The sequence below is a fragment of the Nocardia sp. NBC_01009 genome, from assembly GCF_045208035.1.
Lineage (GTDB): Bacteria > Actinomycetota > Actinomycetes > Mycobacteriales > Mycobacteriaceae > Nocardia.
In genome coordinates this window covers 8,144,150-8,166,536 of record NZ_CP108695.1, presented here as the reverse complement: position 1 = coordinate 8,166,536, position 22,387 = coordinate 8,144,150, and the positions used below count along the sequence as shown (strand labels likewise).

Genomic DNA, 22,387 nt, shown 5'->3' with positions numbered 1-22,387 from the left:
CACTACCCCCTAGGGGGCTCAGCAGCAGCGGTTGCTGGGGTTGCGATCGGCGTCGGCGTGGCGGGTACGCCAGTACTCCCGTTCGGTGGGGATTTCGCAGCCGGGATGGGCTCGGCGCAGGTGCGCGATATAGCGCTGATAGTCCTGACCGCCGAGAACCGAGTTGAACCACCAGCCGAGCGCGCGCACCGTAGTGCCGCAGGCGGTTGCGGCTGCGCGCAGCCGCGCTCCGGCCGGTCGTGGAGACCGGCCGGAGCGCGGGGCGTCGGATGCGGTCAATGCCCTCGGGCGTGTGCGGCGCCCGGCGCGCGGACCTGCCCCGATTCGATCAGGGCGTCCCATTCCTTCTGTACTTCCTTCTCCGCGGGAGTGGCGATGAAACCACGTGGCGCGAAGATTTTCGATGGTTCCTCCGGTGATTCGCTGCTCGGGCCGCCGCCCGCCCGCCACGCGCGCACACAGACCACGACGCCGACCACCGCCACGATCAACACGAGCACCGCGAAGATGATCGACAAACTGCCCTGGATGAACGTGTTGCGGACGATCTTGTCCATGTCGTCGACATTCTTGGCAGGCGCCAACAGCTTTCCGGCATCGCGGGCCGTGCTGTAGTTATTGTGCTGCTTCCAGTATCCCAGCTTCGGATCGGCCGAGAAGATCTTCTGCCAGGACGCGGTCATGGTCACCGTCAGATCCCAGATCAGCGGCAGCGCCGGGATCCAGGCCCACTTGACCAGGCCCTTCTTGATCAGAATGGTCAGCACAACGGTCAGCGCGATCGCCGCGAGCAGCTGGTTGGAAATGCCGAACAGCGGATACAGCGTGTAGATGCCACCCAGTGGATCGGTGACACCCATTAGCAGCACCGAACCCCATGCGGCGACCACGACGGCCGAGCAGATCCACGCGCCGGGCCGCCACGACGGGTCCTTGAACTTCTTGGCGGGGCCGCCGAGATTGCCGAGGGAGTCCGAGAGCATGAAGCGCGCGACACGGGTGCCCGCGTCGATCGTGGTGAGGATGAACAGCGCTTCGAACATGATCGCGAAGTGGTACCAGAACGCCTTCATGCCGGAGCCGCCGAGGAACTGCGACATCACCTGGGACATACCCACCGCCAGCGTCGGCGCGCCACCGGTGCGCGAGACGATGCTGGTCTCGCCGACCTCGGTCGCGGCCCTGGTGAGTTCAGCGCCGGTGATGGGGTCACCGCTGAGTCCGAGCGAATTGGTGTAGGCGGCCGCCTTGTCGGCGGTTCCGCCGGTGAGCCCGGCGCCCGCGTTCATCGCAAAGTACAGGTGCTGGTCGATGATGCTGGCGGTGATGATCGCCATGACCGCGACGAACGACTCCATCAGCATGCCGCCGTAGCCGATCATCCGCGCGTGCGACTGCTTCTCCAGCAGCTTGGGCGTGGTGCCGGAGGAGACAAGGGAATGGAATCCCGACAGCGCACCACACGCGATGGTGATGAACAGGAACGGGAACAGGCTGCCCGCGAAGGACGGACCGTTGCCGGTGTGCGCGAACTCCGACACCGCGGGGGCCTTCAGCACCGGCATGGTGATCACGATGCCGATGGCGAGCAGGCCGATGGTGCCGATCTTCATGAAGGTCGACAGGTAATCGCGCGGTGCGAGCAGCAGCCACACCGGCAGCACCGAGGCGACGAAGCCATAGAGGATCAGCATCCACGCGATGGTGGTGCCGGACAGGGTGAACAGGTCACGGCCCCAACCGGACTCGGAGACCCAGCGCCCGGAAATAATGGCGAGCAGCAACAGCGCGAACCCGACGACGGAGACCTCACCGACCCGGCCCGGTCGCACGTACCGTAGGTAGACGCCCATGAAAAGGGCGATCGGGATGGTCATGCCGATCGAGAACACGCCCCACGGGCTGCCACCGTGCAGTTGGCCGTCCGCGCCCTTGACCGCGGCGAGCGCCTGCACGACGACGATGCCGAGCACCGCGAGCAGGATCATCATGATCACCAGCACCGCAACGATCGCCGCGACGCCGCCGATCGGGCCGAGCTCGTCGCGGGCCATCTGCCCGAGCGAGCGGCCGCGGCGCTTCGACGAGGCCCACAGCACCAGGTAGTCCTGCACCGCACCCGCGAAAACGACGCCGACGATGATCCAGATCGTGCCCGGCAGGTAGCCCATTTGCGCGGCGAGCACCGGACCGACCAGCGGACCAGCGCCCGCGATGGCGGCGAAGTGGTGTCCGAAGAGCACCCGCCGGTCCATCGGCATATAGTCCTTGCCGTTTTCCAGTTCTTCAGCGGGCGTTGCCACGTCGTCGCGCGGCTTGGTGATCTTGTATTCGATGAGCCTCGAGTAGAACTGGAAAGCGATCACGTAGCTACAGACCGCCGCGATCACGATCCACACGGCGTTGACGTTCTCGCCTCGTGCGATGGCGACCACGGCCCACGCGACCGCGCCGAGAACCGCGATGACGGCGAACACCGCCTTCTTGGCCGGGGTTATCGGAGACCGATCGACAACGCCGACGGGCGGCAATTCGGGATCGGTCCGTAAATATTCGATTGTCGCCATCCGCCCTACTCTCCTGTAAAACGCGCAGGATCTTGCTGAAACACGTGACAACGTATCCGATCGGTGACGGCGTGCGGGCGCGTTTCCCGACTCCTTCGGCCGACGTTAAATATTGTTCGTGTGTCGGCCATCACCTCGGTGTTGCCGAACGTATGCTGCCATGCGGTTCGTGATGCGCTACATCCGCCCCGAGGAGGGCTGACCTGTATCCCACCCGGTGTCCCCACTTCTGGCAGTTCGCGATGCGTTGCGTCCGAATGGGCCAGGGTTAGTCTCGATCGCCATGCATCCACCTCAGCTGGATTCAACGCAACCCACCCCGCCGGTTCGGCAGCTACGCCGGCGCACGCTGCTGGCTTCGGCCCTGGCCGCGCCGCTGCTCGCCACCGGGTGTGGCGCCGACGACGACGCCTTGACCTTCTTCTTCGGCGCCCGGCCACAGGAAGCGCGGGTCCGGCAGCGGATCATTCAGGAATTCCAGAAAACCCACCCGGACATCAAGATTCGCACCATTGTGTCGGGGCCCGATGCGCTGCAGCAGATGCTCACCTATTGTGCGGGCGGCAAATGTCCCGACATCATCATGGCCTGGGAACTGCTCTACGCCAGTCTCGCCGAGCGTGGCGTGCTCCTGGACCTCAACCCGTTGCTCCAGCGCGACGCCGAGCACGCCGCCGCGCTGCGCAGTGACGGATTCCCGACGCTGTATGACACATTCACCTATTCCGGTGGGCAATACGCGCTGCCCGAGCAGTGGTCCGGGGTGTTCCTCTATTACAACCGGCAGCTGTTCGCCGAGGCCGGACTAACTCCGCCCGCCCGCTGGACCGAGGCGTGGAGTTTCGCTGAATTCCTTGACACGACAAAGGCTCTCACCCATCGTGAGTCCTCGGGCCGAACGCGGCAATGGGGCTTCACCGACGCCTGGGTGCCGTATTTCTCGGCGGCCTGCTTCGGCATGAACAATGGGGTGGAGTGGTTCACGCCGTCGGTGGGGCCGACCAGAACCAATCTCGGCGATCCCCGGTTCGCCGAGGGATTCCAGTTCTACGCCGATCTCGCGGTGCGGCATCATGTTGCGCCGAGAGTCGCTGACCAGCAATCGGTTTCGGCGCCCGACCTGTTCCGGCGCGGCAAGGCCGGGATGATGATGGGCGGGCACTGGCTGTACTCCGAATTCGTCGGCAAGAAGGACCTCGATGTCGATCTCACGGTGCTGCCGGTCGGTCCCCATGGTGGTCCCGGCGCGATCACCGATGTGGGATGCACCGGTCTGTCCATCGCGGCGGACAGCCCGCGCATCGAACAGGCCTGGGAATTCGTCAAATTCGCGACCGGCCCGGTGGGTCAGGCCATCATCGCCGCCTCGGGTCTGTTCGTCCCCGTCCTGAAATCGGCCATGGGTTCGCGCGGTTTCGCCGACGCGCACCGCGAAATCCGCAACCTGGAAGTCCTCACCGGCGGCCCCGCCGGCTCCCGCCCCCTGCCGGTCACCCCCGCCTGGGGCAAGGTTTCGGCCCTGCTCGAACGTGGCGGCAACCGAGTCCTGCGCGGCGCCGCCACCGCGGCTGCCCTCGACGGCGACTTCACCACCGACATCAACGCCCTCCTGGAGCCCACCACATGACCACGCTGCGCGAGCGCCTGTCGAGCGGCACCGGGCGGCGGCAACCGTCGACCAGTGCTCACCACCCCGTGCCAGTCGTCGAACGCGGGCGGCTGGCCCGGCAGCGAGAGCGGGCGGGATGGTTGTTCGTGGCGCCGAACCTGGCGGCGGTGGGGGTGTTTTTGCTTTTTCCGTTGGGGTTTTCGCTGTATTTGAGCTTTCACGCGTGGGATTTGTTCAGTTCGCCCCGCTTCGTGGGGTTGGCGAACTATCGGCGGTTGTTCGGGGCGGATCCGCTGTTTCTCATCGCGTTACGGAATACGGCGGTTTTCACGGTGCTGACGCTGGTGCCGACGGTGGTGATCGGGTTGGGCGTCGCCGCGGTGCTCAACCGAAAGTTGGCGGGCATCGGCATCTTTCGGACCATCGCGTTTCTGCCGTTGGTGGCTTCCACCGTGGCCATGGCTGTGGTGTGGCGGTTCATTTTCACCAGTGACGACGGGCTGCTCAACATCGTGCTCGGCTGGGTCGGTATCGATCCGGTGCCGTGGTTGATCGATCCGGACTGGGCGCTGGTGTCGCTGAGCATCGTGACCGTGTGGAAGAGCGTGCCTTTCGCGACGGTGATTCTGCTGGCCGCCATGCAGGGGGTGCCGGAGACGTTGTACGAGGCGGCGAAGATCGACGGGGCCGGTGCGCTGCGCCGGTTCTGGTCGATCACGGTGCCGCTGATTCGCGGACCGCTGTCGTTCGTCTTCGTCATCACGATCATCAACTCGGTGCAGGCCTTCGACCAGGCGTATGCGCTGACCGGTGGTAACGGCGGGCCGGAGACGGGCACCTACCTGCTCGGAATCATGCTGTTCCAGAACGCATTCAGCTTCTATGAGGTCGGGTACGCGGCGGCGCTGGCCTGGGTGATCTTCGCGATCCTGCTGGTGGTGACCTTGGTGCAGTTGCGGTTCGCGCGGCGCGAGGAGGTCGAATTGTGAACGCCTACCGGGTTGTTCGCCGTGCATCATCGATAGAGCGCAGCGCTGAAGCAGTGGAGTCGCCGATGCAAGCGTCCGCCTGTGCGCCGGCCACCGAGGTCGGTGTCGTTGTCCGGGGCAGTCGGGTTCAGCGGGCAATCATCCGGCGTACGCTGCGGGGCACCCTCACCTATGTTGCTCTGGTAGGTATCGCCTGGTGCGCGCTCGCCCCGATCCTGTGGGCGCTGTCGGGCTCACTGAAGCGTGACGGCGAGATCACCGATCCGACACTGCTGCCCGCGCAACCGCAATGGTCGAACTATCGCGAGATCTTCGATCTGCTGCCGCTGGGCCGGATGTTGCTCAACACCACGGTCTATGCGCTGTGCGTCACCGCGGGACAGGTCTTCTTCTGCGCTCTGGCCGGATATGCCTTCGCCCGCCTGCGATTTCGCGGTCGGGACGCCTTGTTTCTCGCCTATCTCGGCACCCTCATGGTGCCGCTGACCGTCACGGTGATCCCGCAGTTTCTGATCATGCGCGCGTTCGGCTGGGTGGACACCCCGTGGGCGATGATCGTGCCCGGCCTGTTCGGCAGCGCGTTCGGCACCTACATGATGCGCCAATTCTTCCGCACCCTGCCCGCGGAGCTCGAGGAAGCGGCCATAATCGACGGTTGCACCACCTGGCAGGTCTTCTGGCGCGTCCTGCTCCCGCACACTCGCCCCGCCCTCATGGTGCTGGCCGTCCTCACCTGGATCGGCGTCTGGAACGACTTCCTCTGGCCGCTGGTGATGATCCAGCGCAACGAGATTGCCACCGCCACTTTGGGTTTGGTGCGATTGCAAGGCCAATACCACACCCAATGGCCGATCCTGATGGCCGCCACCATGGTCCTGCTCGCCCCGCTGCTGGTGATCTACGCGATCGCGCAGAAGTCCTTCGTCAGCGGCATCGCACAGTCGGGAATCGGCGGCCGCTGAGTTCTGCTCGATCGCGCTGGTTACGCCCTTCCTCGGTCGAAAGTCGATGCCCGCCTGGTGAAACCGGCCAATCGATCGTTGCCCGCACCCGAGCTGCACCGTCTTCAGGATGCGCCCACGCGGCCGGGCGTCCATAGGCGAACCCGGCCGCGCTTGTCGCCGATCTACTCGCCCCAATAGGTGCCGAAGCTCCAGACATTGCCTTCGGGATCGCGGACGGTGAAGCCGCGGGAGCCGTAGTCCTCATCGCGCAGGCCGCGCACCACCTCGGCACCCGCGGCGGTCGCGCGTGCGAAGAGGTCGTCGGGGTTATCGCAGACGACGTAGGTGGAGTCGTTGCCGGGGGCGCGCTGTCCGAACACAGTGTCGTCGCGGCCGTGAGAGCCGAACATGATGCCGCCGCCGAGCGGCCAGCGCAGCTCGCCGTGTTCGACGATCGACGGGTCGTCCTCGCGGGCATAGACGCCGGTCTCCTCGAAGCCGAAGGCCTCGACGAGGAACGCGGACATGGCGCGAGCGTCACGGAAGATCAGGCAGGGCCAGATCGCAGTGGCGGTGCGGGTGGTGCTGGTTGCTGTCGTGGGATTTGTCATGTCTCCAGCCTCATCCGGCGAACCCCGCGTCGTCTTGGACGGATGGAATCTCCTCGGCCAGCCAGGTAGTCGGGCTGCAGCCGGCCAAGTCCGCGAAGTCGCGGTTGAGGTGGGCCTGGTCGTAGTAGCCACAGGTGGCCGCGACCTGGGCAATGCTCACGAAGGACGGCGTGCGTTCGATCATGTGTCGCGCACGTTCGAATCGGGCGACCCGCGCGGCCAGCTTCGGGCCGAGGCCGAACTCCGCGCCGAAACGGCGGGCCAGGTGCTGCCGACTCCAGCCGATCTTCTCGGCCAGCGGACCGATGGGCGCGGTGCCGCCGGTATCGACCAAAGTCCGCCAGGCCCAGGTCAATTCGGGCGTCACCACCCGATCATGGCAGGCCAGATCGGTCAGTGCGCGATCGCACGCGGCGAAGCGATCCGGCCAGGCGCGCAATGTCTGGATTTGCTCCCACAGTTGGCGCCCGGCCGGGCCGATCACGTCCGCGAATTCCAGCGACATGTTCCAGAGTTCGCCCGCGGGCATGCCGAACAGGGTGCGACAGCCCAGTGGAGTCAGAGCGATCGACACGCCCTCTTGAAAACCGTCGTGGGCGATGGTCGCACTGCTGGCCTGCAGACCGCTGAGCACGCAGCCGTAATTGTCGGGTGTCTGTCGCGGATCGGTTTGCGCGACAACGTCGATGGTGTGCCCGATGGCGACGATGAACGTCATGTGCCGCGACGGCAGTCCCCGATGCAGTCCGGGCGCGAACCCGGACATGCGGTAGCCGACGTAGCGGTCGATGAAGGCCGCGAGCGCGGGTGCCGGTCGTGCCGTCACCACTCCGGTGGTCGGCTCCATGAACGTCACGCTACGCCCGTCGCCGGTTCCCGCAACCTGCCGTCAGAGCGCAACGCGGAACTGTGCCTGCCGCAACTGCACCGGCCATCCCGAAGGGCTCTGGTACATGTGCATCGGGCAGGCGGGGTCACTCGTGATCGGCGCGCCGCCGGATCGTCGATGCCAACCGAGCGGCGCCACAGGATGGGTTTGTCGCTCAGCTCGCGACGTTGATGTGCGCGCGGATCAGCTGCGGGTCGGCCGCTGCGTCGAGCATGCACGTGGCGAGATCGGCCCTGGAGATTCTGATCCCGAACGTCACATTGCGCTCGATTGCGGTCCGGTAGGAGCCCTTCGCCGGCTTGTCGGTGAGCTGGGGTGCGCGGATGATCGTCCAATCCAGCGCGGTGTCACGCACCGCTTGCTCGGCTGCGGCCATGTCGTCGAGGCTGTGCCGCAGCAGCGGACGCAGGATCAGCGGCTTGACCACGAAGCGGGTGAACCAGTCGTCGCCCGGCCCTGCGATTCTGGCGCTGTTGCTGACCAGGACGATGCGGCGGACGCCGACCGATTCCATGGCCTTGGTGATGGACAGGGCGGTGTCGGTCGCAACACTCGTCGGTCCTTTGTCTCTGGAGCCGATGGTGTCGAGCACCGCGTCCGCACCTCGGATCGCTTCCGTGAGCGATCCGGGGTCCATGACGTCGGCCGGCACGACACGGAGCTGGGGATGGTCCTGGATCGAGTGCTCACCGCGGACTACCACGGTCACCTGGTGCCCGGCCGTCAGGGCTTGGTGCACAAGGTGTTCGCCGGTGCGTCCGGTTGCTCCGAAAATCGTGAGTCGCATGACGGGCCCTTCTAGTTGGTGAGTATTTACTAACCTAGGATGGGTGAGTACTTACTAACTTGTCAACCGGGAGGCACCGTGGGAACGCGCGATCAGATCCTCGACGCCGCCGCCGAGATCATGCGCAACCGTGGGGTGGCCTTCGCGACTACCAAGGAGATCGCCAAGGCCGCAGGGTATTCGGAAGCCGCGCTCTACAAACACTTCAGCGACAAAGAAGACCTCATACTCAATGTCCTGCGGCATCGCATGCCGGGTGCGATCGATGCCGGGCCGCAGCCGGGTGCGGCCACGGTGGAAGACAATCTCGCCGCGATGGCGCGCGGCGCACTCAGCTTCTATCGGCAATCGCTGCCACTGCTCGGTGGCCTGTTGGCGCAGCCGAAACGGATGGCAGCACACCGTGATTCGATGAATCGCCATGGCGCGGGTCCCGGTCGTGCAATCGCGGGCATCGCCGGCTATCTGCGCGCCGAGCAGGAACTCGGTCGGGTCGATTCGGCCGCCGACGTCGACACCGTCGCGGCCCTCCTCGACGGAGCCTGCTTCCATCAGGCCTTCCTGCGTTTCTATGAAGCGGGACCCGATGCGACACCCGCGCCGGACGAGCTCGCACGGAATCTCGCACGGACGCTCACTCGGGCCCTCGGTCCGGACGCGGGCGGAGAGTCGCGCAGCTGAACCTCTGCGCAGCGGGGGCCCGAACGTGCCTCTCAGCCGATGTCGAGCGATGGTGAGATGGAGCACTCGGGCCGCCGAGGCGCTGCGGAAACACACTGTTGTCCGGTTACCGTTACCGCTTCTAAGCATTTTGGAGGTGTGATGCGGCGGGTTCAATACGAGCGCAGCGGTGGTCCGGAGGTACTCGAGGTCGTGTCGGTCGAGGCGCCGACGCCGGGCCCGGGTGAACTTCTGGTTCGGGTCGAGGCGATCGGGGTGACTCTGCCGGTGGTCCGCAAGGTGCGTGAACCGCGGGAGCCGATCGCGCTGGGCGGAGAGATCGCGGGCGAAGTGGTCGCGGTCGGCGAGGGTGTCACCGGATACACGCCCGGCTACCGGGTGACCGGACTGGTGTTCGGCCACGGTTATGCCGATTACGCGCTGTTGTCGGTGGCGATGGCGTCACCCATTCCCGACGGCGCCTCCGCTGTCGATGCTGTCGCACTGGTGCGCAGCGGGCTCGTCGCCTTGGGTGCGCTCGACGCCGCGAACCCGAAGGACGGGGAAGCCGCGCTGGTTACGGCTGCTGCGAGCGGCGTCGGGCACCTTGCTGTTCAGCTGGCCCGGGTGCGCGGTGCGGCGCGGGTGGTCGCTGCGGTCTCTGATCTCGCCAAGGCGGATTTCGTGCGTGATCTCGGCGCGGACCAGGTGGTCGAATACGGACAGGAGTCGTGGGGCGACCGCGTCGACTACGCGCTCGACGCGGTCGGCGGCGAACTGCTCACCCCCGCCGTCGCGGCACTCGCACCGGGCGGACGGCTGGTCGCTTACAGCTCCGGCGGCGGCACGATCCAGGCCTACGACCTGCTCGTCGGAGCCAAATCGGTGACCGGTTTCCAGCTCGCGCTGATCGCCAGGAACTCCCCGAATCTGTACGAGCACTGGCGACAGGAGCTCTGGCAGTACTTCGCCTCGGGCCAGCTGCGCCCTGCCGTCCATGCGGAATTCGCACTCGACGACGCCACCGCGGCGCACGCCGTCGTCGAAGCCCGCGCCAATCTCGGCAAGGTCGTCCTGATTCCCTGACGTTGCCTGAAGCCTGCGTCGCCACCCCATCCGGTGCGCGGCGGCGCAGGCAGTGCGACAGCCGTTCGGCGACGGCGCGGGAAGAGTGACCCGGACCGCCGCGTAGACTCTGTTCCTCGTGAGTCTCACCCTCGGAATCGTCGGCCTGCCCAACGTCGGAAAGTCGACGCTGTTCAACGCGCTGACCAAGAACGACGTGCTTGCGGCGAACTACCCGTTCGCGACCATCGAGCCGAACGTCGGGGTGGTGCCACTGCCGGACCCGCGGCTGAACAAGCTCGCCGAGATCTTCGGTTCCGAGCGCATCGTGCCTGCTGTGGTGTCGTTCGTCGACATCGCGGGCATCGTGAAGGGCGCCTCCGAAGGTGCTGGCCTCGGCAACAAGTTCCTCGCCAACATTCGTGAGGCCGACGCCATCTGCCAGGTGGTTCGGGTGTTCGCCGACGACGACGTCATCCACGTCGACGGGCGGGTCGACCCGACCTCCGATATCGAGGTGATCGAGACCGAGCTGATCATCGCCGATATGCAGACGCTGGAGAAGGCGATCCCGCGGTTGGAGAAGGAAGCCAAGGTCAAGAAGGACCGCAAGCCGGTTCTCGACGCCGCCAAGGCCGCCCAGGAAGTCCTCGACACCGGCGCGACCCTCTTCTCGGCCCGCGCGAAGCTGGACAACGAACTGCTGAAAGAGCTTTCGCTGCTCACCACCAAGCCGTTCCTCTACGTCTTCAACGCCGACGAGTCGGTGCTCACCGACGAGGCGAAGATCGCGGAGCTGAAAGCCGCAGTGGCCCCGGCCGATGCGGTGTTCCTCGACGCGAAGGTCGAATCCGAACTGCTCGAGCTCGATGACGAATCCGCCATCGAACTCCTGGAATCCATCGGCCAGACCGAACCCGGCCTGCACGCCCTCGCCCGCGCCGGCTTCCACACCCTCGGCTTGCAGACCTACCTCACCGCAGGCCCGAAAGAGGCCCGCGCCTGGACAATCCACCAGGGCGACACCGCCCCCAAGGCCGCCGGCGTCATCCACACCGACTTCGAACGCGGCTTCATCAAGGCCGAAGTGGTCTCCTTCGCCGATCTCGTCGAACATGGCTCCATGGCGGCGGCGAAGGCTGCGGGCAAGGTTCGGATGGAAGGCAAGGACTACAACATGGTCGACGGGGACGTTGTCGAGTTCCGCTTCAACGTGTAATTCGTTGCGCCCGGGGGCAAATGAAGGAGCCCACGCGCATGAAGTATTGCAGAGGCAGCGCTGGGGCGTTCTCCAACAGGATAGTGTTCCTGCGTACCGATTTTCGAACGCGTCCCGCCGTTCAGCGGAAGAGGAAGTTGTTCAGTGCCAGTATCGCTCTGTTTGCCGCCGCATGGTCGGGATGTGTCCTCGACCGGTGCCGAGCGAAGTGATGGGCGAGCAGCTCGCGATCTGTGCGGTCCCAGGCCGCTGCTAGCTCAGCTCCTCGTACTCGACCGAGAATGTCCGCGATCTCCTCGCCGAGAAGATACAGAGCGGCGAGGTCGGCGTCTAGTTCAGCTCTGATCAGCAGATCGGTACGTGCTCCGTAGAGCGCTGCTCGAATGTCAGCGTCGTCCTGGTACCAGCCGCACACTGTCGCGATGTCGCCGACATCCTTGTACTCGCCGTTGGCGGATCGATCGCACCAAGCCTTGAACTTGAGCGCGGCGTAGCCTGCTGGCACGGGAATCCGCACCCGATAGCCGCTCGGTAATCGCAACTCGATCGATTGGGCGAAGACCTCCCGGAAGCCGAAGACGTCGAGCGATTCTGTCCTGCCTGGTAGGGAGGTCGTTCCGGCGGGGTCTTCGATGTCGCCGAACGGCACTACATCGACCGCGACTCCCGCGATCGAAAAACGGATATCGGTGGTTCCCGACCGAGGTAGTGCCGCGATGATCCGTCGATATTCGGCATCGCCGTTGACGGCGATGGCGATGTCCACATCACTCGTAGAGCGTAATAGATCGGTGCGACCAAAGGCTGTGTGCAGCAAGTCGCGACAGTGCGCACCGATGACCATGATCGATATCTCGTCAGCCTCAGCGCCTGAGATCAATTCGACCACCACGCTGTCGATCAGATCCAATGACTGTGTACCGATTCGGAGAGGGGCAAACAAGTTGGTCCCTCCTCAATGTTCTCGCCACCTCGGATTGTCGTGGCTCACTGGACGTCAGTAGATCTGCGTAGATCATGAGCGGAGGGGCCGCAGACCTGGTGAAGACACCGTGTCGATCGGATGGGGCCGCCCAGTTGGGCTCCTTCCAGAATTTCTGGCGAACCTCGATATTCGGGTCGTCGGACTTCTGCCAGCCGTTTCGGATGGCTTCTGTGAGGTCGAAGTGCTCGACGTAAATCGTGAGTGTCTGTGGTTGCCGGATCAATTCAACAGCAGATTCTCCACTCACGAAGTATCCGTGGGGCGGCGACCAGCTTTCGATACTTCCGCTGAAGGAGCTACGCCGGATTTTCGGCAGGAGTGCACCTCGGAATGCAGCGGCCCATAGGTCGAGCAGTTCATCGCGACGTTGTAGTGATCTTCCGATGAGGTAGTCGGACTCCTTCATGATTTCGAGCGTCGACTGCGCGATCCCCACCGACGTTCCGGCAGCCTCTGCAATCTTCCGAACCGGCATATCCACGAAATCCGGCCATGCCAGCAACACGAAGAGGACCTGCATCCGTCGAGCGCTGAACAGGTTGGCATCCGCAGGGCGATGACTCGGCTCCTTGGTTGGACTACGACGTCCGCGGATATCTACCAGTACAGGGCCGAAGTTCAGATGCGCGTTTCCTGCGTAATCGATGTAGTCGATTTCGGCGGCACGGAGTGCCTCCGCAGTGCGACTGGTGATCTGTGGGCCGGTCACCAGCAGTCGATGCGCGCGGTCTTGCTGGTCGACTCGCGATAGTTCTGACAGAGTCGCGTGCGGCAACCAAGCCATCCGATATGTCATATCGAAGCCGTGGCGGCTCACGTTGACGATCGCGGTCTGATCCGACGTCCAGTGCTGTACGGAGAACTCGATCGATAGCTCCGACAGCACCTGGGCTGTCGAGTGTTCGATGTCACGGTGTTGCGTTCGGTCGGCCACGTTGTTCAGTTTAATTGAACGCTAGGGAATATTGAACAATGCCGCGCCGGTCCGCCAGCAGGTCACTCGGTTGGGCTGGGCGGCGCGGGCCGAGGCGTCTGCGCTCCGAGTGCCCGCGCCGCCGCCTCGACGGCTTGGCAGGCTCGGCGGGCGGCCCGGAATTTCGACCACTGGAGGCTCAGGGCGGCGTAGCGCTGGGTTTCGGCAGCGGTCACCGACGTGGAGTCCACCACGGCAGTCGATGCCGACCGCCGTCGCTGACATTTCTTCAAGACGAATGTCGTTGTCGCCCAGCAGGGTGGTGGTGTCACGGATCGGTCGAAGGAGGACCTATGAATGAGACCACCACCGCCGCCGCAACGCCGGGTCGGCGACGACGCATCGGGCTGATGATCGCTGCGGTGTCGGCCGCCCTGTTCGCGGGCAACGCGGCAGGTGTCGCGACCGCCGCGCCGGACGTTTCCCAGGAGCAGATGGTGCACCTTCCCGCTGGAGATATCCATGTCATCTCGAGCGGGGTGCCCAGCGCGGATGCCGTGGTGCTGTTGCACGGGCTGGCCGGATCGACCGCGTGGTGGGACTCGGTGATGCCCGCCCTGCAGAATCGATACGTGGTGCGGACCGATCTGCTCGGACACGGCGAATCGGCCGAACCGAATAGTGGTTACGGAATGGCCGAGCAGGCCAGCCGGGTCGCAGAGGTGCTCGATCGACTCGGCGTGCGCCACGCGATCGTCATCGGACATTCCACCGGTGGCTATGTGGCGACCTCGTTGGCGGAACAGCGCCAGGATCTGGTGACGGCGCTCGCGCTGATCGATACCGGTTCACGGCTGGACGCGTTCACCGACAACGGCCCGGCCGGCGATCTGCTGCTCAACCCGGCGATAGGGCAACCGCTGTGGCCGCTGCTTCCGGACGCCGCTATTCGGTACGCCCTGAGCAGTGCTTTCACCCGCGACGTACCAGTTCCCGAGCGGATCTTCGCCGACGTCCGAGGTATGACATACCGTAGCCTTACCGCGACATCGAACGCGTCGGATGCGTACCTGCGGGACCGCCCCGAACCGGACCGGCTGGTGGACCTCGGCCTGCCGACCATGGTGATCTATGGCTCCCAGGACAAGCGCTGGCCGGCAGCATCCTTCCAGGACTATCGCCGAGTCCCGAACGTCCGGATCGAGTCCCTCGATTGCGGTCACACCCCCATGATCGAGGATCCCGGCGCCACCGGCACCCTCATCCGCGACTTCGCCGAGCAATACTGAACAACCCCTCGGCGTGTGACTGTCCTTGCGTCGGGTCGACGGGCCGGTCGTGCCCGGTGCCGTCCGGCGGTTTCGACCCACGGTTACCGCGCTGCTGGAAATCGGCGGTGTCCAGGCTCCGTCATCGGCCGGATGCGTTGTGACACCCTCGATCCCGGGCACCCGATCCGGCATCGGGCCGGTGCGGTACCGATCAACCTGGCCGACCCGACCACCAGTTCGTCCGGGCATCCTTTCGGCCCTCGACGAAGGCAACCACACGACTTTCAACCCACCGCCCGGGGAGTTCAGGGCATCGAACCCCGGACACCAAAAACACGTAGGGCACACTCATGCGGATTCTCATCTCCGGCGCCAGCGTCGTCGGTCCGGTGCTGGCGTACTGGCTTACCAGACACGGCTTTTCGGTCACGGTTGTCGAGCGCGCGCCGGCTCCGCGCAAGACCGGCGGCCACGCGGTCGACCTGTTCCGGCCCGCGATGGACATCTCGGAGAAGATGGGAGTGCTTGCACGCATCGAGGCGCGAACCACCGGCACGAACCAGATGGCCCTCTTTCCGGAAGGGGAGCGGCGGCCCGTCCGGGTGGACCTGTCCAAGATCTTCGGTGCCACGTCTGATCGGCACGCCGAAATCATGCGCGACGACCTGAGCGAGATCTACTACGAGGCCGCGTGCGACGACGTCGAGTACCTGTTCGGCGACTCGATCACCGCGATCTCGCCGAACGGCGAGGTGCTGTTCGAGAACGCCGCTCCACGCCGCTTCGACCTGGTCGTCGGTGCGGACGGGCTGCACTCCAACGTGCGCCGCCTCGTCTTCGGTGAGGAGTCCCGCTTCAGCGCCTTCACCGGGGCTATCTCGCGGTGCTCACTCTGCCCGGCACCTCCGGCGTCGACGGCGAACTCCGCATCCACGTCGGCGTCGGGCGCACCGCCGGGATGTACCGCGCGCGGCACCTCGGCGACGCGCGGGCATTGTTCCTGTTCCGCAGTGAGTGCGAACTCGACTATCACCACCACGATGTACCCCGGCAGAAGGATCTGCTGCGCGCCGCGTTCAGCGGTATGGACCCCGAGGTGGAGCGCTGGCTGGACGCGCTCGACCACACCCCGGCCTTCTACTTCGACTCGATCACCCAGCTCCGCATGGACACCTGGTCACGGGGGAGGGTGACCCTCGTCGGTGACGCGGGCTACTGTCCCGGCCCGGCTGTCGGTGGCAGCACCAGTCTGGCTGTCGTCGGCGCGTACGTCCTGGCCGGAGAGCTGGCGCGGGCAGGCGGCGACCCTGAGCGCGCCTTTCCCGCCTACGAGCGCGCGATGACAGAGCACGTGCGGGACAGCCGCGCGGTTGCGCTGAGCGCGGCGAAAACCCTGATCCCCACCTCCCGCCTCGGTGTGCGGGGACTGGTCCAGGGCACTCGCCTGCTCTCCGTCCTGCCCGCAGGGCCCAGCCGCGCCGTCCTCCGCCTCACCACGAAGAGCGCACGCGTGTACAACTGCATGACCGTCGAGGACTACCCACCCCCGCCGGGACCGTCGATTTAGCCGGACTCTCATCCACTTCTCCGCGGGAAAGACTTGCGGCCCTTTGTGATTCAGCGATCGACGGGCTCTGGGTCGACGCCGGTCTCCTGTACGACACGCACATTGTCGAGTCCGTTTCGGAGCAGCGCATCACGCAATCGATCGTTCCTCACAGCACCTCCAGGATGAGGACCCCGATCCCGGCCCCGAGCGGAACGCCCGAGTCGACGACTTCGGTGAGCTGCCGGTGCGGCGAAGGCCAGGATTGCAGAAACCTGTGCCGCCGACGAGGCCAGCGGGGCGTGCTGCTGCCCACGAGGCTGCCGGTGGTAGCGGCGGCCCCGTGGCCAGCGCACGATCACCCGGGTAGCTGCACAGCGGATGCGTCCACACCCAGTCCGTTCTCTCCCAGCGGTGAGCCCGCCAGCGGCGAGTTGTCGAGGTATCGGATCTCGTAGACCCGCTCGGTGAACTTCCAGCCGTCGGCTGTTCGCCGGTAGCGATCGTGGTAGATCGCATAGTTCAAATGTGCACTGCCGCTTTTCAACCGGCCGAGTTCACAGATGTGGGCGCGGCCGCTGGCGGTGTCGCCGTCGATGTCGATCGCGCCGGGATGGGTGTGCTGAACGAAATAGTCCCAGGCGTCTTGCATCAGCCGCATTTTGGTCTGGAATTCGGTGCCGGCGACTTCGATACCGGCGTCGGGGATGCGTAGCACCGCGTCGTCGGTGAACAGTGATGCCAGGCGGTCGAAGTCGCGCATCATCACCGCGTCGGTGAATTCGCCGCCGAGTGCTTCGATCTCGACACGGTCTGCGAGGGACCGAAAGTCGTTTGGTGACAGCATGATTGGCTCCTCAGGAATTGATGAGAGTGGTTTCAGCGCTGGCCTGCCGTAGCGGCGCGAGTGCGGCGCTCCATGCGATGAGCTGATCCAGCACCTTGTTCAGGGTCACGGCGTGGTGGTCGCCCGGGGCGAAGCGGGTGTGGTTCTCGAAATCGGTGTGCAGCGACAGCGCCACCTCGGGGCTCACATCGGCCATGCCCAAGGTGCCGCAGACCAGCCGCAGCTGCTGCACCGCACACACGCCGCCGTTCACACCGTAGGAGACGAATCCGACTGCTTTGTTCACCCACTCCGCGAACACGTGGTCGATGGCGTTCTTCAGCACCCCGGGGGCCGAGTGGTTGTACTCGGGGGTCACCATCACGAACCCGTCGAACGGGGCGACCCGCTCGGCCCAGGCGCGGGTGTGCTCATGTACGGAGGGGCCGAACAGCGGTGGCACGGGCTCGTCCAGATGCGGTAGCGGGTGCTCGCGCAGGTCGATCAATTCGAACTCGGCATCGCCGCGCCGCGATGCCGTGTCCAGAACCCACTGGGCGACCTGCGGGCCGTTGCGGTTGGGCCGGGTACTGCCGAGGATGATGCCGATTCTGATCATGTCCGGAACTCCTGCTCTGCTGAAGGTGTCACAACCTTCCGACGACGCAGCCGACCGGAATGTCAGGCCGCCTCACAGTTCGGGTCGCTGTTTCGTCAATTCAGTGAGGGCCGCATCGACCGAAGGAGCCGACACCATGACCGATCCGCAACTGCGCTCGGTGATCAGCGAACGCCGTCAGCTGATCAATCTCGCCTACCGGCTGCTCGGCTCGCTGGCCGAGGCCGAGGATGTGGTGCAGGAGACCTACGCGCGCTGGTATGCCTTATCCGAGCCGCAGCGGCGGGATGTGGCGGCACCCGGTGCTTGGTTGACGACGGTCGCCAGCCGCATTTGCCTCGATCTGCTCGGCTCGGCGCGAGCCAGGCGGGAACGCTACGTGGGCGAGTGGATTCCGGAGCCGGTACCCGACCGTTCTGAATGGCTCGGTGGTCCCGCCCCCGCCGATCCCGCCGACCGGGTCACCCTCGACGAGTCGATCGGTATGGCCTTCCTCGTCGTGCTGGATTCCATGACGCCGGCCGAGCGGGTGGCGTTCGTCCTGCACGACGTCTTCCGCTACTCCTTCGCCGAGGTCGCCGACGTCGTCGGGCGCACCCCCGCGGCCTGCCGCCAGCTCGCCTCCTCCGCCCGCCGCCGCATCCGTACCTCGCGGGGTCCGTCGGGCACCCAGCGCGCGGAGGTGGTCCGGGACTTCAAACGAGCCTGGGAGACAAGGGATATCGAGGCCCTGATCGGTTTGCTCGATCCGCAGGCGATCGCGACCGCCGACAGCGGCGGCCTGGCTCCAGCCTTCATCCGCCCGATCAACGGCGGCGAGCAGATCGCCCGCGCCTGGATCGAAATCGCCGCCCGAGCCCCCGAGGTGACGCTGCTCGAGCGCACGGTGAACGGCCAACCCGGCCTGGTTGCGCAGCTCGCCGACACCATCGTGTCGGTCTACGCCTTCGATATCGCCGACGGCCGGATCACCCGCATCTGGGCGATCCGCAATCCGGAGAAACTTCGGCCCTGGACAGCAGGCTGAACTCCGGCACTCTTCCACTGGAGATAGCCCCATCGGTAGAAAAGGGTTGGGTGGGACGACGTTCGGCTGATAGCGTGCCGGGAGACCGTGACGTCACGCGAGGAGGTGAGACCCATGAACGCTGTATCCCTGTGGGTGCTCTCCCGCTTGTTCACGGTCGGCGATTGACGTAGGTGTCGCCGGGAGCGCCTCGATAAGGCAATCCCGAAAGGCAACAACCTATGCATTTCACTACGGAGACATCGTCGAATGGTGTCGTCGAACGCGATTTCACGCTGGGTGACGTCCCCGGCGTGCTCTGGTCGCCCGCATCCGGCTCCGATCCCGCGCCCCTGGTGCTGATGGCGCACAGTGGCGGCCAGCATAAGCGAGCACCGGGAATCATCGGCCGCGCACACCGCTTCGTGACCGGCTGCGGTTTCCATGTCGCCGCCATCGACGCGCCCGGACACGGTGACCGGCCCCGCACGGCGGCCGACGAACAGCACATCACCGTCCTACGGCAGGCGCAGGCGGCGGGCGAGCCGCTCGGTCCGGCCGTCGTGGGGATCCACATCCACCTGGCAGCGCGTGCTGTGCCGGAATGGCAGGCGACCCTGGACGCCCTGCAGAAGCTGCCGCAGATCGGCGCCGAAGGGCCGGTCGGTTTCTGGGGCATCATGCAGGGCACCGGGATCGGGGTGCCGTTGACGGCGGTCGAACCCAGGATCACCGCGGCGATCTTCGGTTGTCTCGGACATGAATCCCTGGCCGAGGCGGCGGCACGGATCACCGTTCCCGATCGAATTCCTGCTCCAGTGGGACGACGAGCACATCGACCGCCAATCCGGACTCGCGTTGTTCGACGCCTTCGCCTCGAAGGAAAAGACGTTGCACGCCAACGCGGGCGGCCATGGCGGCGTGCCCAGATTCGAGGTCGACAGCGCAACTCGGTTCTTTGCCCGCCATCTCGGCCGGGCCGAACCGTCACCGGCCTGACCTAAGGGGTGCGGGCGTCCGGCGTCGAGCCGGGCGCCAACACCGCTGTCGCAGATCGTCTTTGGCCAGACCCGAACTGCGCGGTCGGAGGCACTACTTGATGCTCACTTGCGTGGATGTCCGCGCTGTGTCGGAGCAGGATGAGCCCAGCGCGTCGAATCGGTCGCCCGAGTTATGGCGTGAGCGTGCGTCGCGATGAACTTCCGATCAGCCGCACGGCAGCGCGTTGAACAGCTGCATACGCTTCGGGTACTGCGGTGGAAGGGGTTGACCTTGACCCTGCGTCAGGGTTGCAGCCTTGTCGCATGACCAACAACAGCGCTTCCCCGGCTCGGCTCGCTCCGCCGGTCGGAGGATTTCAGGAGATCGACGGCCGCCGCATTTTCGTGCATCGGTCCGGTAGCGGCGGGCCGGCCGTCGTGTTTCTACCGGGCGCGAGCGCGGTAGGCCTGGACTATTTCGGTGTCCAGCAAGCGGTTTCGCAGTTCACCACCGCTGTGGTGTACGACCGCGGCGGCACGGGATACAGCGATCCCCTCCCGCTGCCACGCACCGCAGCCGCGGTCGCCACGGAACTGCACGAGCTGCTACGCGCTCAGAACATCGCCGGCCCCTACGTACTCGCACCGCACTCCCTCGGCGGCTTCTACGCGCACCGATTTGCCCAGCTGTACCCGCAGGACGTGGCCGGGCTGGTCTGGCTGGACGCCCTGCACCCCGAGTGGGACGAGTTCATGCCGCCCGCGGCGAGCCTGGCCGCGGCCGAGCAGATGGCGCCTGATCTGGAGCAGCTCGAACAGCTGCGCCCGGCGCTGCGCGAGTGGGGCGCCGAGTTGCTCGCGGACTACCCGGAGCACATGCGGCAACCGCTGCTCGATGCCAAGTTGAGTGACGAATGGATTCGCGTCGGCATCGCCGAGCGCAGCATGTTGGCCGAACTCGCCACCGAACTGCGGGCCGGGCCCGACATTCCCGATGTCCCGGTGGTCGCACTCACCGCGGTCGGCATCGACCCCGCCCAGCAGACGCTGACGTCGGAGCAGACGCTGCAGGCGATGCGCGACGGTAGAACGCGAATGGACGCCGCAGTGGTGAACGCGGTCTCGCAGGGGGAACAACGCATCCTGTCCGACACCCTCCACCACCGGCTCTGCTTCGACCGCCCCGATGCCGTCGTCCAGGCGATCCGTGATGTCGTCGGTCGAGCCGCTCGCCCCTAGACTCGGCACGATCGCCTGTCACGACGACCCGAGGAGGACGGTGCTCACGATCGGCCAACTCGCCGCGACCGCCGGCGTCACTGTGCGCACCGTCCGCCACTACCATCACGTCGGGCTGTTGCCCGAGCCCGAGCGCGATGCCTCCGGCTACCGCCGCTACAGCGCGCAAGCGGCGGTGGACCTCATCAGGATCAGGACCCTCGCCGATGCCGGAGTTCCGCTGGCCCGCATCGACGCGCTGCTGCACGCACAGCCGACCGAATTCGCTTCGTCCATCACCGACATCGACGCCGAACTGCAGCGCAGAATCGACGAGCTCACCGAATACCGCCGCCGCATCGCCGAATTGGCCAGCGGCGAAAGGCTTGTCCTGCCCCCCGAAGTGGTCGCCATCCTGAACCGGATGCGCAGCCTCGGGGTCAGCGAACGACGAGTACGACTCGAGCGTGACTCCTGGATCCTGATGCAGGCACTGGAACCGGGCGTCATGCGGCAGCGGATACGGGACAAGAACGCCGCCTTCGACGACCCCGAGACGGTGCGCATGTATCTCGCCTGCGATCAATCAGTGGACTGGGACCCGAACGATCCACGCCTGGACCGGCTCATCGACGAGCTGGACGCATGGAAGATCGACCACGAACGAGACAGCGGCCGGTCAGGGCACCTGAAGCTGGTCTTTTCCCGGATCTCCGAGGAAACACCAGCATGGCAACGCATCGTCGACGCCCTCACCCACCGCGCCGAGCGGCGCCGAACCGCCGGGTACGACGGCTGAAGCCGGCACCGCATGCAGAAAAGCTCTCGGACGCCACAGCGGCGCGCGCAGATTCGTCCAGCCGGTCCGGACGCCGACTACCACTCACATCGGCAGGGCACATCGATAGCGTTTGCAGTGGTGTTCGAGCGATGCTCCCGTTTGCCCGCCGCTGTGCTGATCAACACCGGAATGCATTGGCGTACAAGCGCATCTGCAGAAGCAAACGACCCGCCCGTCGTACAAGACGTTTGCGTCCCATTGCCGCGCGTCATACAACGGACCGATCACTGCCCCGCGTCAGGTCGCTGTAGCTGAACACCGGACAACCACAGGCCCTCGCAAGAACTGTTCGCTGTCGGTCGGTCAGCTCGTTGGAGAAGACAACGGCCCCGGCACGCACCCGAGCACACGCGCCCGCGATCTCGCCGACTTTGCCCGTGCTCATCAACGTTCTGGCCGAGTAGGGTTCGGCCATCGTCGCTGTGCCGCCCGGCGTGTCACCTTTCTTGCCGCCCGAGACCCCGCGGCGCTGCACGAAACACTCGACCACTCGACCTCCGAGACGAGCGACACCTGCCGAAACATCAGCCATCACATCGAGGCAGTCCGTGCGCTTGGCCGAGAACAGGCCCGCCACCACCACGTCGGCACCGGCGATGACGTCCCGCGGTTCCAGCTGCATGGAGTCTGCTGGGTTTCGTCGTCGCCCGTCTCCGCGTCGCATGTATCGCCGATCGCCCACGTGCGCACCCTATGAGCGGCCCGGCTCGGGCGCCAGCGGGGGAACGAGCCGCCGAGTGGTGCCAAGGGATCAGCTCAGGGCCGTGGCACGCTCGATTCCGGCGATCCGCGGCCACCTGCCTTGCTCATGGCACATGACAAAGACAAGTCCGCTGCCGCAG

General features: G+C 65.7%; 21 protein-coding genes and 2 pseudogenes. 12 read left to right on the top strand and 11 right to left on the bottom strand.

Annotation, left to right across the window (positions count from 1 at the left end):
- Window positions 1–18: 18 nt before the first annotated feature.
- Entirely contained in the window at window positions 19–189 is a 171-nt protein-coding gene (locus OHA42_RS36985) for a YbdD/YjiX family protein (protein WP_328413389.1), read from the bottom strand.
- Window positions 190–275: 86 nt separating this feature from the next.
- The gene (locus tag OHA42_RS36980; protein WP_406232889.1) at window positions 276–2,567 is read right to left on the bottom strand and encodes a carbon starvation CstA family protein; all 2,292 of its coding nucleotides are present in this window, start codon (window positions 2,565–2,567) and stop codon (window positions 276–278) included.
- Between the two features lie 283 nt (window positions 2,568–2,850).
- Between OHA42_RS36980 and OHA42_RS36975 the strand changes: the two genes are divergently transcribed.
- The 3 genes from OHA42_RS36975 to OHA42_RS36965 all read left to right on the top strand — a co-directional run bounded on the left by OHA42_RS36975 (window position 2,851) and on the right by OHA42_RS36965 (window position 6,127).
- Complete coding sequence (locus OHA42_RS36975; RefSeq protein WP_406232887.1) at window positions 2,851–4,194, top strand: ABC transporter substrate-binding protein; 1,344 nt, start codon at window positions 2,851–2,853, stop codon at window positions 4,192–4,194.
- A gap of 92 nt (window positions 4,195–4,286) precedes the next feature.
- Window positions 4,287–5,165, top strand: a complete 879-nt coding sequence (locus tag OHA42_RS36970; RefSeq protein WP_406239865.1) for a carbohydrate ABC transporter permease — start codon at window positions 4,287–4,289, stop codon at window positions 5,163–5,165.
- Window positions 5,166–5,230: 65 nt separating this feature from the next.
- On the top strand, window positions 5,231–6,127 hold the full coding sequence (locus OHA42_RS36965) for a carbohydrate ABC transporter permease (protein WP_406232885.1): 897 nt from the start codon (window positions 5,231–5,233) through the stop codon (window positions 6,125–6,127).
- 164 nt (window positions 6,128–6,291) lie between these two features.
- Here the strand turns inward: OHA42_RS36965 and OHA42_RS36960 are convergent, their stop codons facing one another.
- The 3 genes from OHA42_RS36960 to OHA42_RS36950 form a co-directional block, all read right to left on the bottom strand.
- Complete coding sequence (locus OHA42_RS36960; RefSeq protein ID WP_406232883.1) at window positions 6,292–6,720, bottom strand: VOC family protein; 429 nt, start codon at window positions 6,718–6,720, stop codon at window positions 6,292–6,294.
- Between the two features lie 10 nt (window positions 6,721–6,730).
- Complete coding sequence (locus OHA42_RS36955) at window positions 6,731–7,567, bottom strand: helix-turn-helix domain-containing protein (RefSeq protein WP_406232881.1); 837 nt, start codon at window positions 7,565–7,567, stop codon at window positions 6,731–6,733.
- A 196-nt stretch (window positions 7,568–7,763) separates the two neighbouring features.
- Window positions 7,764–8,396: an NAD(P)-dependent oxidoreductase gene (locus OHA42_RS36950; protein ID WP_406232880.1), complete on the bottom strand. Its 633-nt coding sequence runs from the start codon at window positions 8,394–8,396 to the stop codon at window positions 7,764–7,766.
- A gap of 78 nt (window positions 8,397–8,474) precedes the next feature.
- On the opposite strand from OHA42_RS36950, the gene OHA42_RS36945 reads away from it, so the two are divergent.
- The 3 genes from OHA42_RS36945 to ychF all read left to right on the top strand — a co-directional run bounded on the left by OHA42_RS36945 (window position 8,475) and on the right by ychF (window position 11,340).
- Window positions 8,475–9,077 (top strand): TetR/AcrR family transcriptional regulator, encoded by a 603-nt coding sequence (locus tag OHA42_RS36945; RefSeq protein WP_406232878.1) that lies wholly within the window; start codon window positions 8,475–8,477, stop codon window positions 9,075–9,077.
- 141 nt (window positions 9,078–9,218) lie between these two features.
- Window positions 9,219–10,142, top strand: coding sequence for a zinc-binding alcohol dehydrogenase family protein (locus OHA42_RS36940; protein ID WP_406232877.1), 924 nt, complete (start codon window positions 9,219–9,221; stop codon window positions 10,140–10,142).
- Window positions 10,143–10,260: 118 nt separating this feature from the next.
- The gene (gene ychF, locus OHA42_RS36935) at window positions 10,261–11,340 is read left to right on the top strand and encodes a redox-regulated ATPase YchF (RefSeq protein ID WP_406232876.1); all 1,080 of its coding nucleotides are present in this window, start codon (window positions 10,261–10,263) and stop codon (window positions 11,338–11,340) included.
- Window positions 11,341–11,461: 121 nt separating this feature from the next.
- Here the strand turns inward: ychF and OHA42_RS36930 are convergent, their stop codons facing one another.
- From OHA42_RS36930 to OHA42_RS36920, 3 genes are all read right to left on the bottom strand, one after another.
- Entirely contained in the window at window positions 11,462–12,106 is a 645-nt protein-coding gene (locus OHA42_RS36930; RefSeq protein ID WP_406232874.1) for a hypothetical protein, read from the bottom strand.
- A gap of 97 nt (window positions 12,107–12,203) precedes the next feature.
- The gene (locus OHA42_RS36925) at window positions 12,204–13,259 is read right to left on the bottom strand and encodes a type IV toxin-antitoxin system AbiEi family antitoxin (protein WP_406232873.1); all 1,056 of its coding nucleotides are present in this window, start codon (window positions 13,257–13,259) and stop codon (window positions 12,204–12,206) included.
- A 62-nt stretch (window positions 13,260–13,321) separates the two neighbouring features.
- Entirely contained in the window at window positions 13,322–13,489 is a 168-nt protein-coding gene (locus OHA42_RS36920; RefSeq protein ID WP_406232871.1) for a hypothetical protein, read from the bottom strand.
- A 102-nt stretch (window positions 13,490–13,591) separates the two neighbouring features.
- On the opposite strand from OHA42_RS36920, the gene OHA42_RS36915 reads away from it, so the two are divergent.
- On the top strand, window positions 13,592–14,527 hold the full coding sequence (locus OHA42_RS36915) for an alpha/beta fold hydrolase (protein ID WP_406232870.1): 936 nt from the start codon (window positions 13,592–13,594) through the stop codon (window positions 14,525–14,527).
- 332 nt (window positions 14,528–14,859) lie between these two features.
- Window positions 14,860–16,076 (top strand): annotated as a pseudogene (locus OHA42_RS36910) (FAD-dependent monooxygenase).
- A 337-nt stretch (window positions 16,077–16,413) separates the two neighbouring features.
- Here OHA42_RS36910 and OHA42_RS36905 read toward each other — a convergent pair.
- Complete coding sequence (locus tag OHA42_RS36905; protein ID WP_406232868.1) at window positions 16,414–16,902, bottom strand: nuclear transport factor 2 family protein; 489 nt, start codon at window positions 16,900–16,902, stop codon at window positions 16,414–16,416.
- Window positions 16,903–16,912: 10 nt separating this feature from the next.
- Window positions 16,913–17,500 carry an NADPH-dependent FMN reductase gene (locus OHA42_RS36900; protein WP_406232866.1) on the bottom strand — a complete coding sequence of 196 codons (588 nt, stop codon included), beginning with the start codon at window positions 17,498–17,500 and terminating at the stop codon, window positions 16,913–16,915.
- A 136-nt stretch (window positions 17,501–17,636) separates the two neighbouring features.
- Here OHA42_RS36900 and sigJ point away from each other — a divergent pair, with 136 nt between their 5' ends.
- The 4 genes and pseudogenes from sigJ to OHA42_RS36880 all read left to right on the top strand — a co-directional run bounded on the left by sigJ (window position 17,637) and on the right by OHA42_RS36880 (window position 21,503).
- Window positions 17,637–18,527 carry an RNA polymerase sigma factor SigJ gene (gene sigJ / locus OHA42_RS36895; RefSeq protein ID WP_406232864.1) on the top strand — a complete coding sequence of 297 codons (891 nt, stop codon included), beginning with the start codon at window positions 17,637–17,639 and terminating at the stop codon, window positions 18,525–18,527.
- Between the two features lie 221 nt (window positions 18,528–18,748).
- Window positions 18,749–19,505, top strand: a pseudogene (locus tag OHA42_RS36890) (alpha/beta hydrolase).
- 305 nt (window positions 19,506–19,810) lie between these two features.
- Window positions 19,811–20,725, top strand: a complete 915-nt coding sequence (locus OHA42_RS36885; protein ID WP_406232863.1) for an alpha/beta fold hydrolase — start codon at window positions 19,811–19,813, stop codon at window positions 20,723–20,725.
- Window positions 20,697–21,503, top strand: a complete 807-nt coding sequence (locus OHA42_RS36880) for a MerR family transcriptional regulator (RefSeq protein WP_406232861.1) — start codon at window positions 20,697–20,699, stop codon at window positions 21,501–21,503. The genes OHA42_RS36885 and OHA42_RS36880 overlap by 29 nt, the downstream gene beginning before the upstream one ends.
- Window positions 21,504–21,753: 250 nt before the next feature.
- Here the strand turns inward: OHA42_RS36880 and OHA42_RS36875 are convergent, their stop codons facing one another.
- On the bottom strand, window positions 21,754–22,167 hold the full coding sequence (locus OHA42_RS36875) for a hypothetical protein (RefSeq protein ID WP_406232860.1): 414 nt from the start codon (window positions 22,165–22,167) through the stop codon (window positions 21,754–21,756).
- Window positions 22,168–22,387: the final 220 nt, after the last annotated feature.